We start from the raw sequence: 13,723 nt of genomic DNA on the forward strand, positions 1-13,723 counted from the left end.
ATGGGCGATCAGTCACGGATGACCTTTGTGTTTGTTTTAAAGCTCTGGCGGCGCGGCGGGCTGCGCACATGCCTGGCAATGTGCCTCTTGCTGACGGCGCCGGCCAGGGGCGCAGACATTTTGCTGACCGCCGCCGAAGACGCTGCCGGCGTGCAAGCCTTCGCCCAGGCGCTGGCCCAACAGCGCCCCGAAGACCGCGTGAGCTTTACCCCGCTCCACGACCTGCCAGCCCCGAGCCAGTTGCCGGCCAACACGCGCCTGATCTTGCTGGACCTGCCCGGCCTTGATTGGCGCCTGCAAGATACTCAAGGCCCGCCCACGCTGGTGCTGCGCATCAGCCGCCTGCAAGCGCGCAAGCGGCTGGGCGGCCTGCACCCGGCCAAAATCAGCCTGTTGTGGAGCGACCCGCCGCTTGAGCGCCAATTGCAACTGATCGCCAATGTCTTGCCGCAGGCCCGGCGCATCGGTGTGCTCTACGACGTCGACAGTGAATTCTTGCTGCAGGAGCTGCGCCGGTATGCGGCGCCCATGGGGTTGGAAATCGTGCCGCAGTTCTGGGACAACATTAATGACAGTCGGCCATTGCAAAACCTGCTCAAAAACAGTGACGTGTTGCTTGGGCTCGACGACCCGCGGCTGTACAACCCAAAAACCGTGAAAAACCTGTTACTCAGCAGTTACGCTCAGCAACTGCCGCTGTTTGGCCCCAACGCCGGGTTCGTCAAAGCCGGCAGCCTGGCCAGCACCTACAGCGACCAGGCCGACTGGCTGAATGTACTCGACCGCTTGCTCGACCACCCGCCGGCCAGTTGGCCGCGCGCGCTGTACCCGGAACACTTCAAAGTCGTGGGCAACCCCCAAGTCGCGCGCTCATTGGGGATTGAACAGGTTGACGACAGCGCCGTCGCCGCCCGACTGGCCGAAGGAGAAAAACGCCCATGACCTTGCGTCGTCGTTGGGACATCAACACCCGCACCCAGCTCATCACGCTGGGCCCGGCGCTGTTGTTGACCTTGCTGTTGATCAGCTTCTTTACCTTCGTGCGTCTGCAGGACCTGCGTCAGGAACTGGACCACACCGGCCAACTGATCGCCAACCAACTCGCGCCCGCCACTGAATACGGGGTGATATCCGGCAACAACGACGTGCTTGAAAGCCTGCTGCGCGCCACGTTGGCCACGCCCCACGTGCGCTTCCTGGAAATTCAGGACAGCGCTGAAAACATTCTGGTGTATGTCGAGCAACCGTCGGAAAAACATGACCGCTCACTGTCAGTGAAAGTGTTCCAGGCCCCCATCCGCCTGCAACACATTCAGTTGGGCAGCGACTTTTTCCAGGACAACCTCAACGAACCGAAGGTGCCGCGCGCGGATTACTTGGGCCGGGTCATCGTCGGCATGTCCAACGACGCCTTCAGCCAACGCCAACAAGAGATCCTGCTCAAAGCCGGCATCCTCGCCTTGTTCGCGCTGCTGTTCACCTTCCTGCTCGCGCGTCGCCTGGCCGCGAGCCTGTCGCAGCCGATCAGCGCCATGGGCCACGCAGTAAAAGCCATCCAGCAAGGTGACTACAAAACACCGCTGCCGATCGTTGATGACTCCGAGCTGGGCGACCTCTCGCGCCATATCAATAACCTTGCCGAAGGCCTCAACCACGCCAGCCGCGAACAACAGCAGGCCATGGCCCAGTTGATTCAAACCCGCGAAGAAGCCGAGCGCGCAAACAATGCCAAGTCGGACTTTCTGGCGATGATGAGCCATGAGCTGCGCACGCCCATGAACGGCGTGCTGGGCATGTTGCAACTGCTGGAAACCACCGAGATGACCGAGGAGCAGACCGAATACGCGGCACTCGCCTCCGAATCCACCGAGCATTTGCTCAAGGTGATCAACGACATTCTCGACTTCTCACGCATCGAGCGCGCGGCGCTGGAGCTGGAACATATTTCGTTCAACCTCGCCGACTTGATCAGCAGTTGCGCCCAAGCCTTCCAGCACAGCGCCCAGCAACGCGGGCTGGTGCTGGAACTGCCGATCCCGCCGGGCATGAGCGCCCTGCGGGTACAGGGCGACCCGACGCGCATCCGGCAAATCCTGGTGAACCTGATCGGCAACGCGCTCAAATTCACCGAACACGGCACGATCACCGTCGAGCCGCACTGGCAGACGCTGGACCATGCATTGGTGTGGTTTACCTGCACCGTGCGCGACAGCGGCATTGGCATTTCCGCCGAATGCCTGGACTCGATGTTCGACGCGTTTCAGCAGGCCGACAGTTCCATTTCAAGACGTTACGGCGGCACTGGCCTGGGGCTGCCCATCGCCCGCACGCTGGCCGAACGCATGGGCGGCACACTGCGCGCGCAGAGTGAAGAAGGCCGCGGCTCGGTGTTTACCCTGGAAATCCCGCTGGCGATTGATCAGCACAGTTTGCCGGCAATTGTTCAGCACGCCGAAGGCAAAACCGGCGCTGGCGATGGCCGCCATGTGCTGTTGGTGGAGGACAACCCGGTCAACCGCACCGTGGTCGAAGCCATGCTGCGCAGCCTGGGTTTTGAAGTGAGCCTGGCGACCGATGGCGCCGAGGCGATCCGCAGCGCCGAGAGCCTGATTTTTACCGCGATTCTGATGGACTGCCGCCTGCCGTTGATCGACGGCTACGAAGCCACCCGGCAGATTCGCCAACTGCCCGGCTGCGCTGACCTGCCCATCATCGCGTTGACCGCCAACGCGTTGCAGGGCGATCGCGAAGCGTGCCTTGCAGCCGGAATGAACGATTACCTGGCCAAGCCGTTCAAACGTACGGATTTGCAGCAAATCCTGCAGCGATGGGTGCAGTAGCGCCGCGCCATTAACCAACTGCGACTGGCGTGAAAGGCGAAAGTGCGGCAGTCTTAGGCACCCAAACGGGCCGATAAACAGGCCCGGTTTAAAATTTCAGTGAACAAGTGTACATTGAGTGCCTTGACGCTGTGACTTTCACTACAACGCAATAGTCTATGTGTAGGCTGCCGACATGAGGCATGAACGCTTCATTCGGTTCGGGAAGATTTGCCCTACCCTGCCGCATGGGATTATTGAGGAGCTCGCATGACCAAACAAAACGCCTTTACTCGGGAAGACCTGCTGCGCTGCAGTCGCGGTGAGCTGTTCGGCCCAGGTAACGCGCAACTGCCCGCCCCGAATATGCTGATGGTGGATCGCATCACCCATATCAGTGAAGAAGGTGGCAAGTACGGCAAAGGTGAATTGGTCGCCGAGCTGGATATAACCCCGGACCTGTGGTTCTTCGCCTGCCATTTTGAAGGTGACCCGGTGATGCCAGGCTGCCTGGGCCTCGACGCCATGTGGCAACTGGTCGGCTTCTACCTGGGCTGGCAAGGCCTGCCAGGCCGCGGTCGCGCCCTGGGTTCGGGCGAAGTGAAGTTCTTTGGCCAGGTCTTGCCGACCGCCAAAAAAGTCACTTACAACATTCAAATCAAGCGCGTCCTCAAGGGCAAGCTGAACCTGGCCATCGCCGACGGTTCGGTCACTGTCGACGGTCGCGAGATCTATACTGCCGAAGGCCTTCGGGTCGGCGTATTTACTTCCACTGACAACTTTTAAGGGTTATCCGCATGCGCCGCGTCGTTATCACTGGTCTGGGCATTGTTTCTTGCCTGGGCAATGACAAAGAGACCGTCACCGCTAACCTGCGTGCAAGTCGCCCTGGCATCCGCTTCAACCCGGAATATGCCGAAATGGGTCTGCGTAGCCAGGTTTCCGGCTCCATCGACCTGCCCCTCGAAGAACTGATTGATCGCAAGATCTTCCGCTTCGTCGGCCACGCAGCAGCTTATGCCTACCTGGCCATGAAAGACGCGATCGCCGACTCCGGCCTGAGCGAAGACCAGGTATCGAACGTACGCACCGGCTTGATCGCCGGCTCCGGCGGCGCATCGACCCTGAACCAGATGGAAGCGCTGGACATCCTGCGCGAAAAAGGCGTGAAGCGTGTTGGCCCGTACCGTGTAACGCGGACCATGGGCAGCACCGTTTCGGCCTGCCTGGCCACGCCGTTCAAGATCAAGGGCGTGAACTACTCGATCTCCTCCGCTTGCGCCACCAGTGCACATTGCATCGGCACCGCGGTTGAGCAGATCCAGTTGGGCAAGCAGGACATCGTGTTTGCCGGCGGCGGTGAAGAAGAACACTGGAGCCAGTCGTTCCTGTTCGACGCCATGGGCGCGCTGTCCACCCAGTACAACGAAACCCCGCAAAAGGCCTCGCGCGCTTACGACGCCCAGCGTGACGGTTTTGTCATCGCCGGCGGCGGCGGTATGGTCGTGGTCGAAGAGCTGGAACACGCGCTGGCCCGTGGCGCCAAAATCTACGCGGAAATCGTCGGTTACGGCGCTACTTCCGACGGCTACGACATGGTTGCGCCAAGCGGTGAAGGCGCGATTCGTTGCATGCAGATGGCGATGTCGACTGTAGACACCCCAATCGACTACCTGAACACCCACGGCACCTCGACTCCGGTTGGCGACGCCAAGGAAATGGAAGGCGTGCGCGCGGTCTTCGGCGACAAGGCTCCGGCCATCAGCTCTACCAAGAGCTTGTCCGGTCACTCGCTGGGCGCCGCAGGCGTTCACGAGACGATCTACTGCCTGCTGATGATGGAAGGCAACTTCATGGCCGGTTCGGCCAACATCGAAGAGATCGACCCGGTCGTCGCCGATATGCCGATCCTGACCAAGACCGTTGAAGACGTAAAAATCGACACCGTGATGAGCAACAGCTTCGGCTTCGGTGGCACCAACGCCACCCTGGTACTGAAACGCTGGCAGGGCAAGTAAACCCCTGCAGGTTGATCATGTGAAAAGCCCCGAATGGTTCGGGGCTTTTTTATGCGCGGCCGGTGTGTGAGGAGCCATGCGCCCAACTGTGGGAGCGGGCTTGCTCGCGATGCAGGCGCCTCGGTCTATCAGGCCTGCCAGGTTGATGCCATCGCGAGCAAGCCCGCTCCCACAAAAGCGCGGAACACTTAAGCGGCAGATTGCCCTATAACTTCGAGACCTTCATCCTGCCTCGATGCCGCGCTGGCGTCCTGCAAGGCGTTGACCGTCAAGCTCTACGCCCAGAAGAAAGACATCCCCCTCACCGGCGTGACGGTCGAGGTCACCCACGACAGCGCCGAGGAGCAAAAGGGCAAGTACAGGCTCAACTGACCCTCAAGGGCGTGCTCACCGACGAACAGCGCGACGAACTGCACCGTGTGGCGGATCGCTGCCCGGTGCACAAGCTGATGACCACCGCAGACATCACCATCGAGACGCAGCTGTCCGAAGGTGCGTTCAGCCAATAGCGGCAACGCGCCGTCGAGCGGGTTGTGCTCGGCAGCCGCTAAGCCGCTCAAACAGGAATTGTCAGTTAGCCATAGCGCTGACTTGCCTGCGCTATGGCCGGAACAGGCGTTGAAATCAGCCCTTGAACACTTCATCCAGCAAGTTATGCATCGACTGGAAGGCCCGTGCAGCGGTCTTCGCGTCGTACATCATCTTGCCTGGCACATTGGCGTGCGGGTCGGTAAACGAGTGCACGGCACCGCCGTAGCTGAGCAACTGCCAATCTACACCGGCCGCATTCATTTCATCTTCAAACGCCGGCAGTTGTTCTTTTGGCACCAAGGGATCGGAGGCGCCGTGCAGCACCAGCACTGAACCTTTGATGTTCTTTGCATCCGCAGGGTTTGGCGTGTCGAGCGTACCGTGGAACGACACGGCGACCTTCAACGGTGCGCCGGTACGGGCGAGTTCCAGCGAGCAGCAACCGCCAAAGCAGAAACCAAAGGTCGCCAGTTTCGAGGTATCGACGGCAGCTTCGGTCTGGCCCTGCAGTTGCTCAAAAGCGGCCTGCATGCGTGTGTTCAGCAACGCGCGGTCGTCCTTCAACGGCATCATTGCAGCACCCGCCTCATCGCCATTCGAGGGGCGCACGGTTTGCCCGTAAAGGTCGGCGACCAGCACCACGTAGCCCTTGGCGGCAACACTTTTGGCGATTTCTTCGGCGCCAGAGCTCACACCCATCCAGTTCGGTGCCATCAGCAGGCCAGGCAGCGGGCCTTTATGGCTGGCATCAAACGCGAGGCGGCTTTCATAAGACTGGCCATCAATCTGATAGACCACGGAACGCACAGTGACTTGGCTCATCATTTACTCCAGTTGCAGTGGGCTGAAACGAAAAAACCCGCCAAGGCGGGTTTTTCCACAACGGTGTTAAACCGACAGTTCAACCAACAGCTTGTTCAGTCGGCGCACATAAGCGGCCGGGTCCTTCAAGCTGTCACCGGCGGCCAGTGCGGCCTGGTCAAAGAGGATGTGCGACAGGTCGCCAAAACGCTCTTCACTTTGCTCGCCGTCGAGTTTCTCGATCAGCGGGTGAGCCGGGTTGAATTCGAAGATGGGCTTGGAATCCGGAACCTTCTGGCCGCTGGCTTCGAGGATCTGACGCATCTGCATGCCCATGTCCTGCTCGCCGATGGCCAAAATCGCCGGAGAGTCGGTCAGACGGTGGGAAACCCGCACTTCGCTGACGGCATCGCCCAAAGCAGTCTTGATTCGCTCAACCAGGCCTTCTTTGGCCTTGGCGACTTCTTCGGCTTCTTTCTTCTCTTCTTCGGAGTCCAGGTTACCCAGGTCCAAGTCACCACGGGCCACGTCGACGAAGGTCTTGCCGTCGAACTCGCTGAGGTAGCTCATCAGCCACTCATCAATACGGTCGGTCAGCAGCAGTACTTCGATGCCTTTCTTGCGGAAGACCTCAAGGTGCGGGCTGTCTTTGACCGCTTCGTACTTCTCGCCGGTCAGGTAGTAGATCTTGTCCTGACCTTCCTTGGCACGGGCCAGGTACTCGGCCAGCGACACGTTTTGCTCCGCGTCGGTGCCTTGAGTCGAGGCAAAGCGCAGCAAGCCGGCGATTTTTTCCTTGTTGGCAAAATCTTCCGCCGGGCCTTCTTTCATGACCTGGCCGAAGTTTTTCCAGAAGCCCTTGTATTGCTCAGGCTCGTTCTTCGCGAGTTTTTCCAACATGTCGAGCACGCGCTTGGTCAGCGCCGACTTCATGGAGTCGATGATCGGGTCTTTCTGCAGGATTTCCCGCGACACGTTCAGCGACAGGTCGTTGGAGTCGACCACACCCTTGATAAAACGCAGGTACAACGGCAGGAACGATTCCGCCTGGTCCATCACGAACACACGCTGCACGTACAGCTTCAGGCCTTTAGGCGCTTCACGCTGGTACAGGTCGAACGGAGCACGCGCCGGTACGTAGAGCAGCGAGCTGTATTCCAGCTTGCCCTCGACCTTGTTGTGGCTCCAGCTCAGCGGGTTTTCATAGTCGTGAGCAATGTGTTTGTAGAACTCTTGGTATTCCTCGTCTTTAACCTCGGTACGAGGGCGGGTCCACAGCGCGCTGGCACGGTTGACCACTTCCCATTCCTGGGCTGGAGCCTCTTCGCCTTCTGCCGCCGCCTGCTCTTTAGGCAACTCGATCGGCAGCGCGATGTGGTCGGAGTACTTCTTGACGATGTTGCGCAGGCGCCAGCCGTCGGCGAATTCGTCTTCGGCGGCCTTCAGGTGCAACACGATACGCGTACCGCGATCAGCCTTTTCGACGGTGGCGATTTCAAACTCGCCCTCGCCTTTGGAAGACCAGTGCACACCTTCGCTGGCGTCGAGGCCCGCACGGCGGCTGAACACTTCAACTTTGTCGGCAACGATGAAAGCCGAGTAGAAGCCCACACCGAATTGGCCGATCAGGTGCGAGTCTTTCTTCTGGTCGCCCGACAGGTTTTTCATGAAATCGGCCGTGCCGGATTTAGCGATGGTGCCCAAGTGGGTGATCGCGTCTTCGCGGCTCATGCCGATACCGTTGTCTTCGAGGGTGACGGTTTTGGCGTCTTTGTCGAAGCTCACACGGATTTTCAGCTCGGCGCCACCTTCCAGCAACTCAGGCTTGGACAAGGCTTCGAAACGTAATTTGTCGACGGCGTCAGAGGCGTTCGAGATCAATTCGCGAAGGAAAATTTCCTTGTTGGAATACAGCGAATGGATCATGAGGTGCAGCAGTTGCTTCACCTCGGTCTGGAAGCCCAGGGTTTCCTTTTGAGTTTCCACACTCATGGTCATCAAACTCCAATTGGATGGCAGTGGCCGCGCCCTTGAGGGTTGGCGGCGGGTTGTCTTCAAAGTTGGGGGCTAAGGCGAGGATTTCAAGGGCGCGATGACTGCTCAATCTTGAAATGGGCGCCAGCAATGGCAATCGCTCAAACGCGAGGCCGCTACAGGCTGGTGCCGGGGGGATTTGAGGCGTTTGCGTTGCGACTGAAAGTTCCTCGAAACTCTTTGTTTATATATCTATGGAATAAAAGGAACTAATGCTGAGCACCCATGCTCGAAAGGCCACTAGATATCTTCAATAAGGAGAAACACCCCATGCGTAAAACTTTAGCTGTTTCCATGATGTTGGCCGCTGCCCTCGGTCTCGCTGCCTGCGATAAAAAATCCGAAGACAAAGCCCAAGACGCAGCCGCGCATTCTGAGCAAGCTCAGAAAGACATGGCCAAGGCTCAGGACAAAGTAAACGACGCTGCGAAAGAAAACGCCGACGCTGCTAAAGCTCAGGCTGAATCGAACGAAGCCGCAGCAAAAGAAGCCGCACCTGCAGAAGCACCAGCAGCTCCAGCCAAGCCTTAATAGTTTGGTTTGAAGCACGCAGTTGCAAAAAAGAAAGCCCGCTTACATAGCGGGCTTTACTTTGCCTGCGTTTTTTGTGCGGGCAAAAAGTTGGAGTCGTTTTACCCCCATTAAGCGTTAAGACAGCGATTCCTTAGACGCCTCCGGCACCGACATATCGGTGGGGGTGTAAACCATCACCTGCAGTACGTCGGAATGAAACTCCCGGCGATACAGCACCACCACTACCCCGCTGCTCATCAGCATGAACAACCAAGGGCTGACAAACCACGCCAGCATGGTCATGCCGAAGTAATAAGCACGCAGGCCAAAGTTGAACTGGTTGGCCGCCATCGAAATCACCCGCGCCGCCCGCAGCGCAAACGCCTTGCGCTCCTGCTCCGACACATGCCGCTCACCAATCATTGGCGCCGAGCCCACCAGCACCGCCGCGAAGTTGTATTGGCGCATGCACCAACTGAACGTGAAGAACGCGTAAACAAAGACCATCGCCAGGCACAACAGCTTGATTTCCGACATGCCTTGGGAAGCCTGCTGCACCATCGGGATGTCCGCCAGCAGTGACACCGCGCGCTCGGAAGCGCCGAGTACGGTGAGGATACCGGCAAGGATGATCAAGGTGCTGGAGGCGAAGAACGAGGCGTTGCGCTCCAGGTTACCGATCACGCTGGCGTCGGCGATACGGTTATCGCGCAGCAGCATGCGGCGCATCCAGTCTTCGCGGTACAGGTGCAGCACGCTGGCCAGGCACGCGGTGTCACGGGCTCTCCAGGTGGCGTAACGGGTGTAACCGCCCCAGCACAGCACGAACCAGAGGGCGGCCAGCAGGTGGACTTGATTGGTTTCGACGAACGACATGCAGGTCCTTATAGAGTGGTTCCCTGTGGGAGCGGGCTTGCTCGCGATGGGTTGCGAAGCAGCCCCAAAGCAGGCGCCGGGGAATGCCTGAAGTATTGCATTGCTCATTACAATCGCGAGCAAGCCCGCACACACTGGATCGTGTTCCAACGCTGGGGAGATGTATCTTATAAGCATAAAAAATGCCCCGTATTGATTGATACGGGGCATTTCGGTGCAACCTTAAGCGGTGTATCAGGCGATGGCTTCGCTGCGCTTGCCGAGCATACGGTCAATCACTACGGCGACTACCAGGGTCATCACCGACGGCACCAGCCATGCCAAACCTTGCTCGCTCAGCGGCAAGTCGGTCAACTGCTCAGGCATCCAACCCGCCAGGCCGGCGCCCTTTAGCGCGTCGATGCAGCCGAAAATGAACGACACCAGCATCACCGGGCCAACAATGCGGCCCTGTTCTTGCCAGAAGCCCTTGCAGAAGCTCAGGGCCACCAACACGATGCACGGCGGGTAGATCGCTGTCAGCACCGGGATCGAAAAGGCAATCAGCTTGGTCAGGCCCAGGTTGGACACAAACAGCGAAAACAGCGCGAGTATCACCACCAGCGTTTTGTACGACAGCGGCAGAACTTTGCTGAAGTATTCTGCGCAGGCGCAGGTCAGGCCCACGGCGGTAACCAGGCACGCCAGCGAGATCAGCACCGCCAAAAACCCACTGCCCAGCGAGCCGAAGGTGTATTGCACGTAAGCGTGCAGCACGGCTGCGCCATTCGCTGCACCGGCAGCAACAGCGTGGCTGCCCGAACCCAGACGGAACAGGCTGACGTACACCAGCGCCAAGCCCACGCCAGCAATCAGCCCGGCAATGATTGCGTAGCGCGTGATCAGCTTCGGCGACTCGACGCCCCGCGAGCGAATCGCGTTGACGATGACGATGCCGAACACCAGTGCGCCCAAGGTATCCATGGTCAGGTAGCCATTGATGAAGCCTTGCGAGAACGGTGCAGCAACGTATTCGGGGGTCGCGATGCCTACTTCACCGGCCGGCAACGCAAACGCGGCGATGCCGAGAATGGCCAGCGCGATGATTTTCAGCGGCGCCAGAAACCGCCCTACGGTGTCCAACAGTCGGCCGGGGTACAAGGACACAAAAAACACCACCAGGAAGTACACCGAACTGTAGAGGAACAGCGCCAGCGGGCTTTCGCCGGTCAGCGGCGCCAGGCCGACTTCAAACGAAACCGTCGCCGTGCGCGGCGTCGCGAACAGCGGGCCGACCGCCAAATACGCCGCCGCTGCGAGCAGGCCACCGGCGACCTTGCCGATCGGGCTGCTCAACGCATCCATGCCACCGCCGACTTTGGCCAGGGCGATCACAGTGACCACCGGCAGGCCGACTGCGGTGATCAGAAAGCCCAGCGCCGCCATCCAGACATGCGGCCCGGACTGCAAACCAACAATAGGCGGGAAGATGATGTTGCCGGCGCCCACGAACAGCGCAAAGGTCATAAAGCCTAACGCCAGGATGTCCTGGCTTTTCAACACTTTCATTTGAGGAAATACCACACTACTGAATCGGAATTTAGAGAGGGATTCCCTGTGGATGAGGGAAATACTGCCGACCCGGATAGGGCTCGACGGTTCTGGCGCGAGGCTTCCTTTTGGGACGCGCGCGCACAAAGAGGCGGCAAGAGTACAGAATTGGGCCGACAAACGCACTGTTGCGGGGCGGACTGTCCGATAAGCGACATCAAGATGTCGCATTCTTATAAAAGCAGCAACAAGCGGCAAGCTACAAGCTACAAGCGGCAAGCAAGACCGCATGCTTTTCTCTTGCAGCTTAAAGCTTGCCGCTTATAGCTGCCTCTAAAGCACAAAGGCCACCCGAAGGTGGCCTTTGCTGGTGAAGCGTCAGCTAAGCGCGAGGCTTACTTGACAGCCCAACCGGTCAGCTCGGACAACGCCTTGCCGATGTCTGCCAGCGAACGCACGGTTTTAACGCCTGCGTCTTCCAGGGCAGCAAACTTCTCGTCTGCAGTGCCCTTGCCGCCAGAGATGATTGCGCCAGCATGGCCCATGCGCTTGCCCGCAGGGGCAGTCACACCAGCGATGTAGGAAACAACCGGCTTGGTCACGTGTGCCTTGATGTAGGCAGCCGCTTCTTCTTCAGCCGAACCGCCGATCTCACCGATCATCACGATCGCTTCGGTCTTCGGGTCTTCCTGGAACAGCTTCAGGATGTCGATGAAGTTCGAACCCGGGATCGGGTCACCGCCGATGCCGACGCAGGTCGACTGACCGAAACCGGCGTCAGTGGTCTGCTTCACAGCTTCGTAGGTCAGGGTACCGGAACGCGAAACGATACCGACTTTGCCTGGCAAGTGAATATGACCTGGCATGATGCCGATCTTGCATTCGCCTGGGGTGATCACGCCTGGGCAGTTAGGGCCGATCAGGACAACGCCCAGCTCGTCGCATTTAACTTTAGCGTCCAGCATGTCCAGGGTAGGAATGCCTTCGGTGATGCAAACGATCAGCTTGATGCCGGCAAAAGCGGCTTCCAGGATCGAATCCTTGCAGAAAGGAGCCGGTACGTAGATCACGCTGGCAGTAGCGCCAGTTTGAGCAACAGCGTCTTTCACGGTGTTGAACACTGGCAGACCCAGGTGCTCGGTGCCGCCTTTACCAGGGGTTACGCCGCCAACCATCTTGGTGCCGTATTCGATGGCTTGCTGGGTGTGGAAACTACCTTGCGAACCGGTAATACCCTGGCAGATAACTTTGGTGTCTTTATTGATCAGGACGCTCATTACTTGCCCTCCGCAGCTTTGACAACTTGTTGAGCAGCGTCGGTCAGGCTGGTAGCTGCGATGATGTTCAAACCGCTTTCTGCCAGTACTTTAGCGCCCAGTTCAGCGTTGTTACCTTCAAGGCGAACAACAACCGGGATTTTAACGCCGACTTCTTTCACTGCACCGATGATGCCTTCGGCAATCATGTCGCAACGAACGATGCCGCCGAAAATGTTGACCAGTACTGCAGCGACGTTGGAGTCGGACAGGATGATCTTGAACGCTTCGGTAACGCGTTCTTTGGTAGCACCGCCGCCCACGTCGAGGAAGTTGGCTGGTTTGCCGCCATGCAGGTTGACGATGTCCATGGTACCCATGGCCAGGCCAGCACCGTTGACCATGCAACCGATGTTACCTTCCAGGGCTACGTAGTTCAGTTCGAACTTGGCAGCGTGCGCTTCGCGCGGATCGTCTTGCGACGGATCGTGGAAAGTCTTCAGCTTTGGCTGACGGTACATGGCGTTGGCGTCGATGTTGATCTTCGCGTCGAGGCAATGCAGATCGCCGTCAGCCTTGATCACCAGCGGGTTCACTTCCAGCAGGGCCAGATCGTGATCCTGGAACAGTTTGGCCAGACCTACGAAGATCTTGGCGAACTGAGTAACTTGTTTGCCTTCCAGGCCCAACTGGAAAGCCAGCTCGCGACCCTGGAATGGCTGAGCGCCAACCAGTGGATCGATAGTGGCCTTGAGAATTTTTTCCGGGGTGTCGTGAGCGATTTTCTCGATGTCCACGCCACCTTCGGTGGAAGCCATGAACACGATGCGACGGCTTGAACGGTCAACGACAGCGCCCAGGTACAGCTCTTTAGCGATATCAGTGCACGATTCAACCAGGATCTTGGTGACTGGTTGGCCATTGGCATCAGTCTGGTAAGTCACCAGACGCTTGCCCAGCCACTGCTGTGCGAAAGCTTTGGCGTCTTCTTTGCTGCGAACCAGCTTAACGCCGCCCGCTTTACCGCGACCACCAGCGTGAACCTGGGCTTTGACAACCCACTCGGTGCCGCCGATTTTGTCGCACGCTTCTGCTGCTGCTTCCGGGGTGTCTACTGCGTAGCCCTGGGATACTGGCAGGCCGTATTCAGCGAACAGCTGCTTACCCTGATACTCGTGAAGATTCATGCTTTTTACCGTCTTCGTTAGGTACTGCGCATTCGGCGCTGCGCTCATTATGAGTGCCGCGCCACCTGTGACTGCTGCTTGCGCAACTTCAAGGGCCTAAGGCCTGCAAAGCTGCGCAAGACTGCGTCCAACGGATATTCCGCGGTGAGTCTCGCTCG

General features: G+C 58.7%; 11 protein-coding genes and 1 pseudogene. 6 read left to right on the top strand and 6 right to left on the bottom strand.

Annotation, left to right across the window (positions count from 1 at the left end; all coding sequences use genetic code 11):
• The 5 genes and pseudogenes from ACOZK9_RS07905 to ACOZK9_RS07925 all read left to right on the top strand — a co-directional run.
• Positions 1-942, top strand: coding sequence for an ABC transporter substrate-binding protein (locus ACOZK9_RS07905; RefSeq protein WP_058411709.1), 942 nt, complete (start codon positions 1-3; stop codon positions 940-942).
• Positions 939-2,840 (top strand): ATP-binding protein, encoded by a 1,902-nt coding sequence (locus tag ACOZK9_RS07910; protein WP_058411710.1) that lies wholly within the window; start codon positions 939-941, stop codon positions 2,838-2,840. Before ACOZK9_RS07905 ends, ACOZK9_RS07910 begins: the two co-directional genes overlap by 4 nt.
• A 249-nt stretch (positions 2,841-3,089) precedes the next feature.
• Positions 3,090-3,605 (top strand): 3-hydroxyacyl-[acyl-carrier-protein] dehydratase FabA, encoded by a 516-nt coding sequence (fabA, locus tag ACOZK9_RS07915; RefSeq protein WP_003210552.1) that lies wholly within the window; start codon positions 3,090-3,092, stop codon positions 3,603-3,605.
• An 11-nt stretch (positions 3,606-3,616) separates the two neighbouring features.
• On the top strand, positions 3,617-4,837 hold the full coding sequence (gene fabB, locus ACOZK9_RS07920; protein ID WP_058411711.1) for a beta-ketoacyl-ACP synthase I: 1,221 nt from the start codon (positions 3,617-3,619) through the stop codon (positions 4,835-4,837).
• A gap of 219 nt (positions 4,838-5,056) precedes the next feature.
• Positions 5,057-5,346: pseudogene (locus ACOZK9_RS07925) on the top strand (OsmC family protein); the annotation flags it as partial.
• A gap of 115 nt (positions 5,347-5,461) precedes the next feature.
• On the opposite strand, the gene ACOZK9_RS07930 reads toward ACOZK9_RS07925, so the two are convergent.
• Positions 5,462-6,190 carry a dienelactone hydrolase family protein gene (locus tag ACOZK9_RS07930; protein ID WP_421555596.1) on the bottom strand — a complete coding sequence of 243 codons (729 nt, stop codon included), beginning with the start codon at positions 6,188-6,190 and terminating at the stop codon, positions 5,462-5,464.
• A gap of 66 nt (positions 6,191-6,256) precedes the next feature.
• Positions 6,257-8,161, bottom strand: coding sequence for a molecular chaperone HtpG (gene htpG, locus ACOZK9_RS07935; RefSeq protein WP_058411779.1), 1,905 nt, complete (start codon positions 8,159-8,161; stop codon positions 6,257-6,259).
• A 312-nt stretch (positions 8,162-8,473) separates the two neighbouring features.
• On the opposite strand from htpG, the gene ACOZK9_RS07940 reads away from it, so the two are divergent.
• Positions 8,474-8,734, top strand: a complete 261-nt coding sequence (locus tag ACOZK9_RS07940) for a hypothetical protein (RefSeq protein WP_058411780.1) — start codon at positions 8,474-8,476, stop codon at positions 8,732-8,734.
• 117 nt (positions 8,735-8,851) lie between these two features.
• Here the strand turns inward: ACOZK9_RS07940 and ACOZK9_RS07945 are convergent, their stop codons facing one another.
• The 4 genes from ACOZK9_RS07945 to sucC all read right to left on the bottom strand — a co-directional run bounded on the left by ACOZK9_RS07945 (position 8,852) and on the right by sucC (position 13,565).
• On the bottom strand, positions 8,852-9,592 hold the full coding sequence (locus ACOZK9_RS07945) for a DUF599 domain-containing protein (RefSeq protein ID WP_058411713.1): 741 nt from the start codon (positions 9,590-9,592) through the stop codon (positions 8,852-8,854).
• Positions 9,593-9,826: 234 nt separating this feature from the next.
• Positions 9,827-11,140 carry a branched-chain amino acid transport system II carrier protein gene (brnQ, locus tag ACOZK9_RS07950; RefSeq protein WP_058411714.1) on the bottom strand — a complete coding sequence of 438 codons (1,314 nt, stop codon included), beginning with the start codon at positions 11,138-11,140 and terminating at the stop codon, positions 9,827-9,829.
• Positions 11,141-11,517: 377 nt separating this feature from the next.
• The gene (gene sucD / locus ACOZK9_RS07955) at positions 11,518-12,399 is read right to left on the bottom strand and encodes a succinate--CoA ligase subunit alpha (RefSeq protein WP_028621692.1); all 882 of its coding nucleotides are present in this window, start codon (positions 12,397-12,399) and stop codon (positions 11,518-11,520) included.
• Positions 12,399-13,565: an ADP-forming succinate--CoA ligase subunit beta gene (gene sucC / locus ACOZK9_RS07960; protein WP_058411715.1), complete on the bottom strand. Its 1,167-nt coding sequence runs from the start codon at positions 13,563-13,565 to the stop codon at positions 12,399-12,401. The genes sucD and sucC overlap by 1 nt, the downstream gene beginning before the upstream one ends.
• Positions 13,566-13,723 lie beyond the last annotated feature (158 nt).

Origin of the sequence: Pseudomonas kitaguniensis, assembly GCF_049199985.1 — a bacterium.
GTDB classification, from domain to species: Bacteria; Pseudomonadota; Gammaproteobacteria; order Pseudomonadales; family Pseudomonadaceae; genus Aquipseudomonas; species Aquipseudomonas kitaguniensis.

Bases quoted from the DNA above. Each gene is read 5' to 3' on its own strand.
- sucC (WP_058411715.1), bottom strand. From the start codon at position 13,565: ATGAATCTTCACGAGTATCAGGGTAAGCAGCTGTTCGCTGAATACGGC.
- brnQ (WP_058411714.1), bottom strand. From the start codon at position 11,140: ATGAAAGTGTTGAAAAGCCAGGACATCCTGGCGTTAGGCTTTATGACC.
- sucD (WP_028621692.1), bottom strand. From the start codon at position 12,399: ATGAGCGTCCTGATCAATAAAGACACCAAAGTTATCTGCCAGGGTATT.
- ACOZK9_RS07910 (WP_058411710.1), top strand. From the start codon at position 939: ATGACCTTGCGTCGTCGTTGGGACATCAACACCCGCACCCAGCTCATC.
- fabA (WP_003210552.1), top strand. From the start codon at position 3,090: ATGACCAAACAAAACGCCTTTACTCGGGAAGACCTGCTGCGCTGCAGT.
- fabB (WP_058411711.1), top strand. From the start codon at position 3,617: ATGCGCCGCGTCGTTATCACTGGTCTGGGCATTGTTTCTTGCCTGGGC.
- ACOZK9_RS07930 (WP_421555596.1), bottom strand. From the start codon at position 6,190: ATGAGCCAAGTCACTGTGCGTTCCGTGGTCTATCAGATTGATGGCCAG.
- ACOZK9_RS07940 (WP_058411780.1), top strand. From the start codon at position 8,474: ATGCGTAAAACTTTAGCTGTTTCCATGATGTTGGCCGCTGCCCTCGGT.
- htpG (WP_058411779.1), bottom strand. From the start codon at position 8,161: ATGAGTGTGGAAACTCAAAAGGAAACCCTGGGCTTCCAGACCGAGGTG.
- ACOZK9_RS07945 (WP_058411713.1), bottom strand. From the start codon at position 9,592: ATGTCGTTCGTCGAAACCAATCAAGTCCACCTGCTGGCCGCCCTCTGG.
- ACOZK9_RS07905 (WP_058411709.1), top strand. From the start codon at position 1: ATGGGCGATCAGTCACGGATGACCTTTGTGTTTGTTTTAAAGCTCTGG.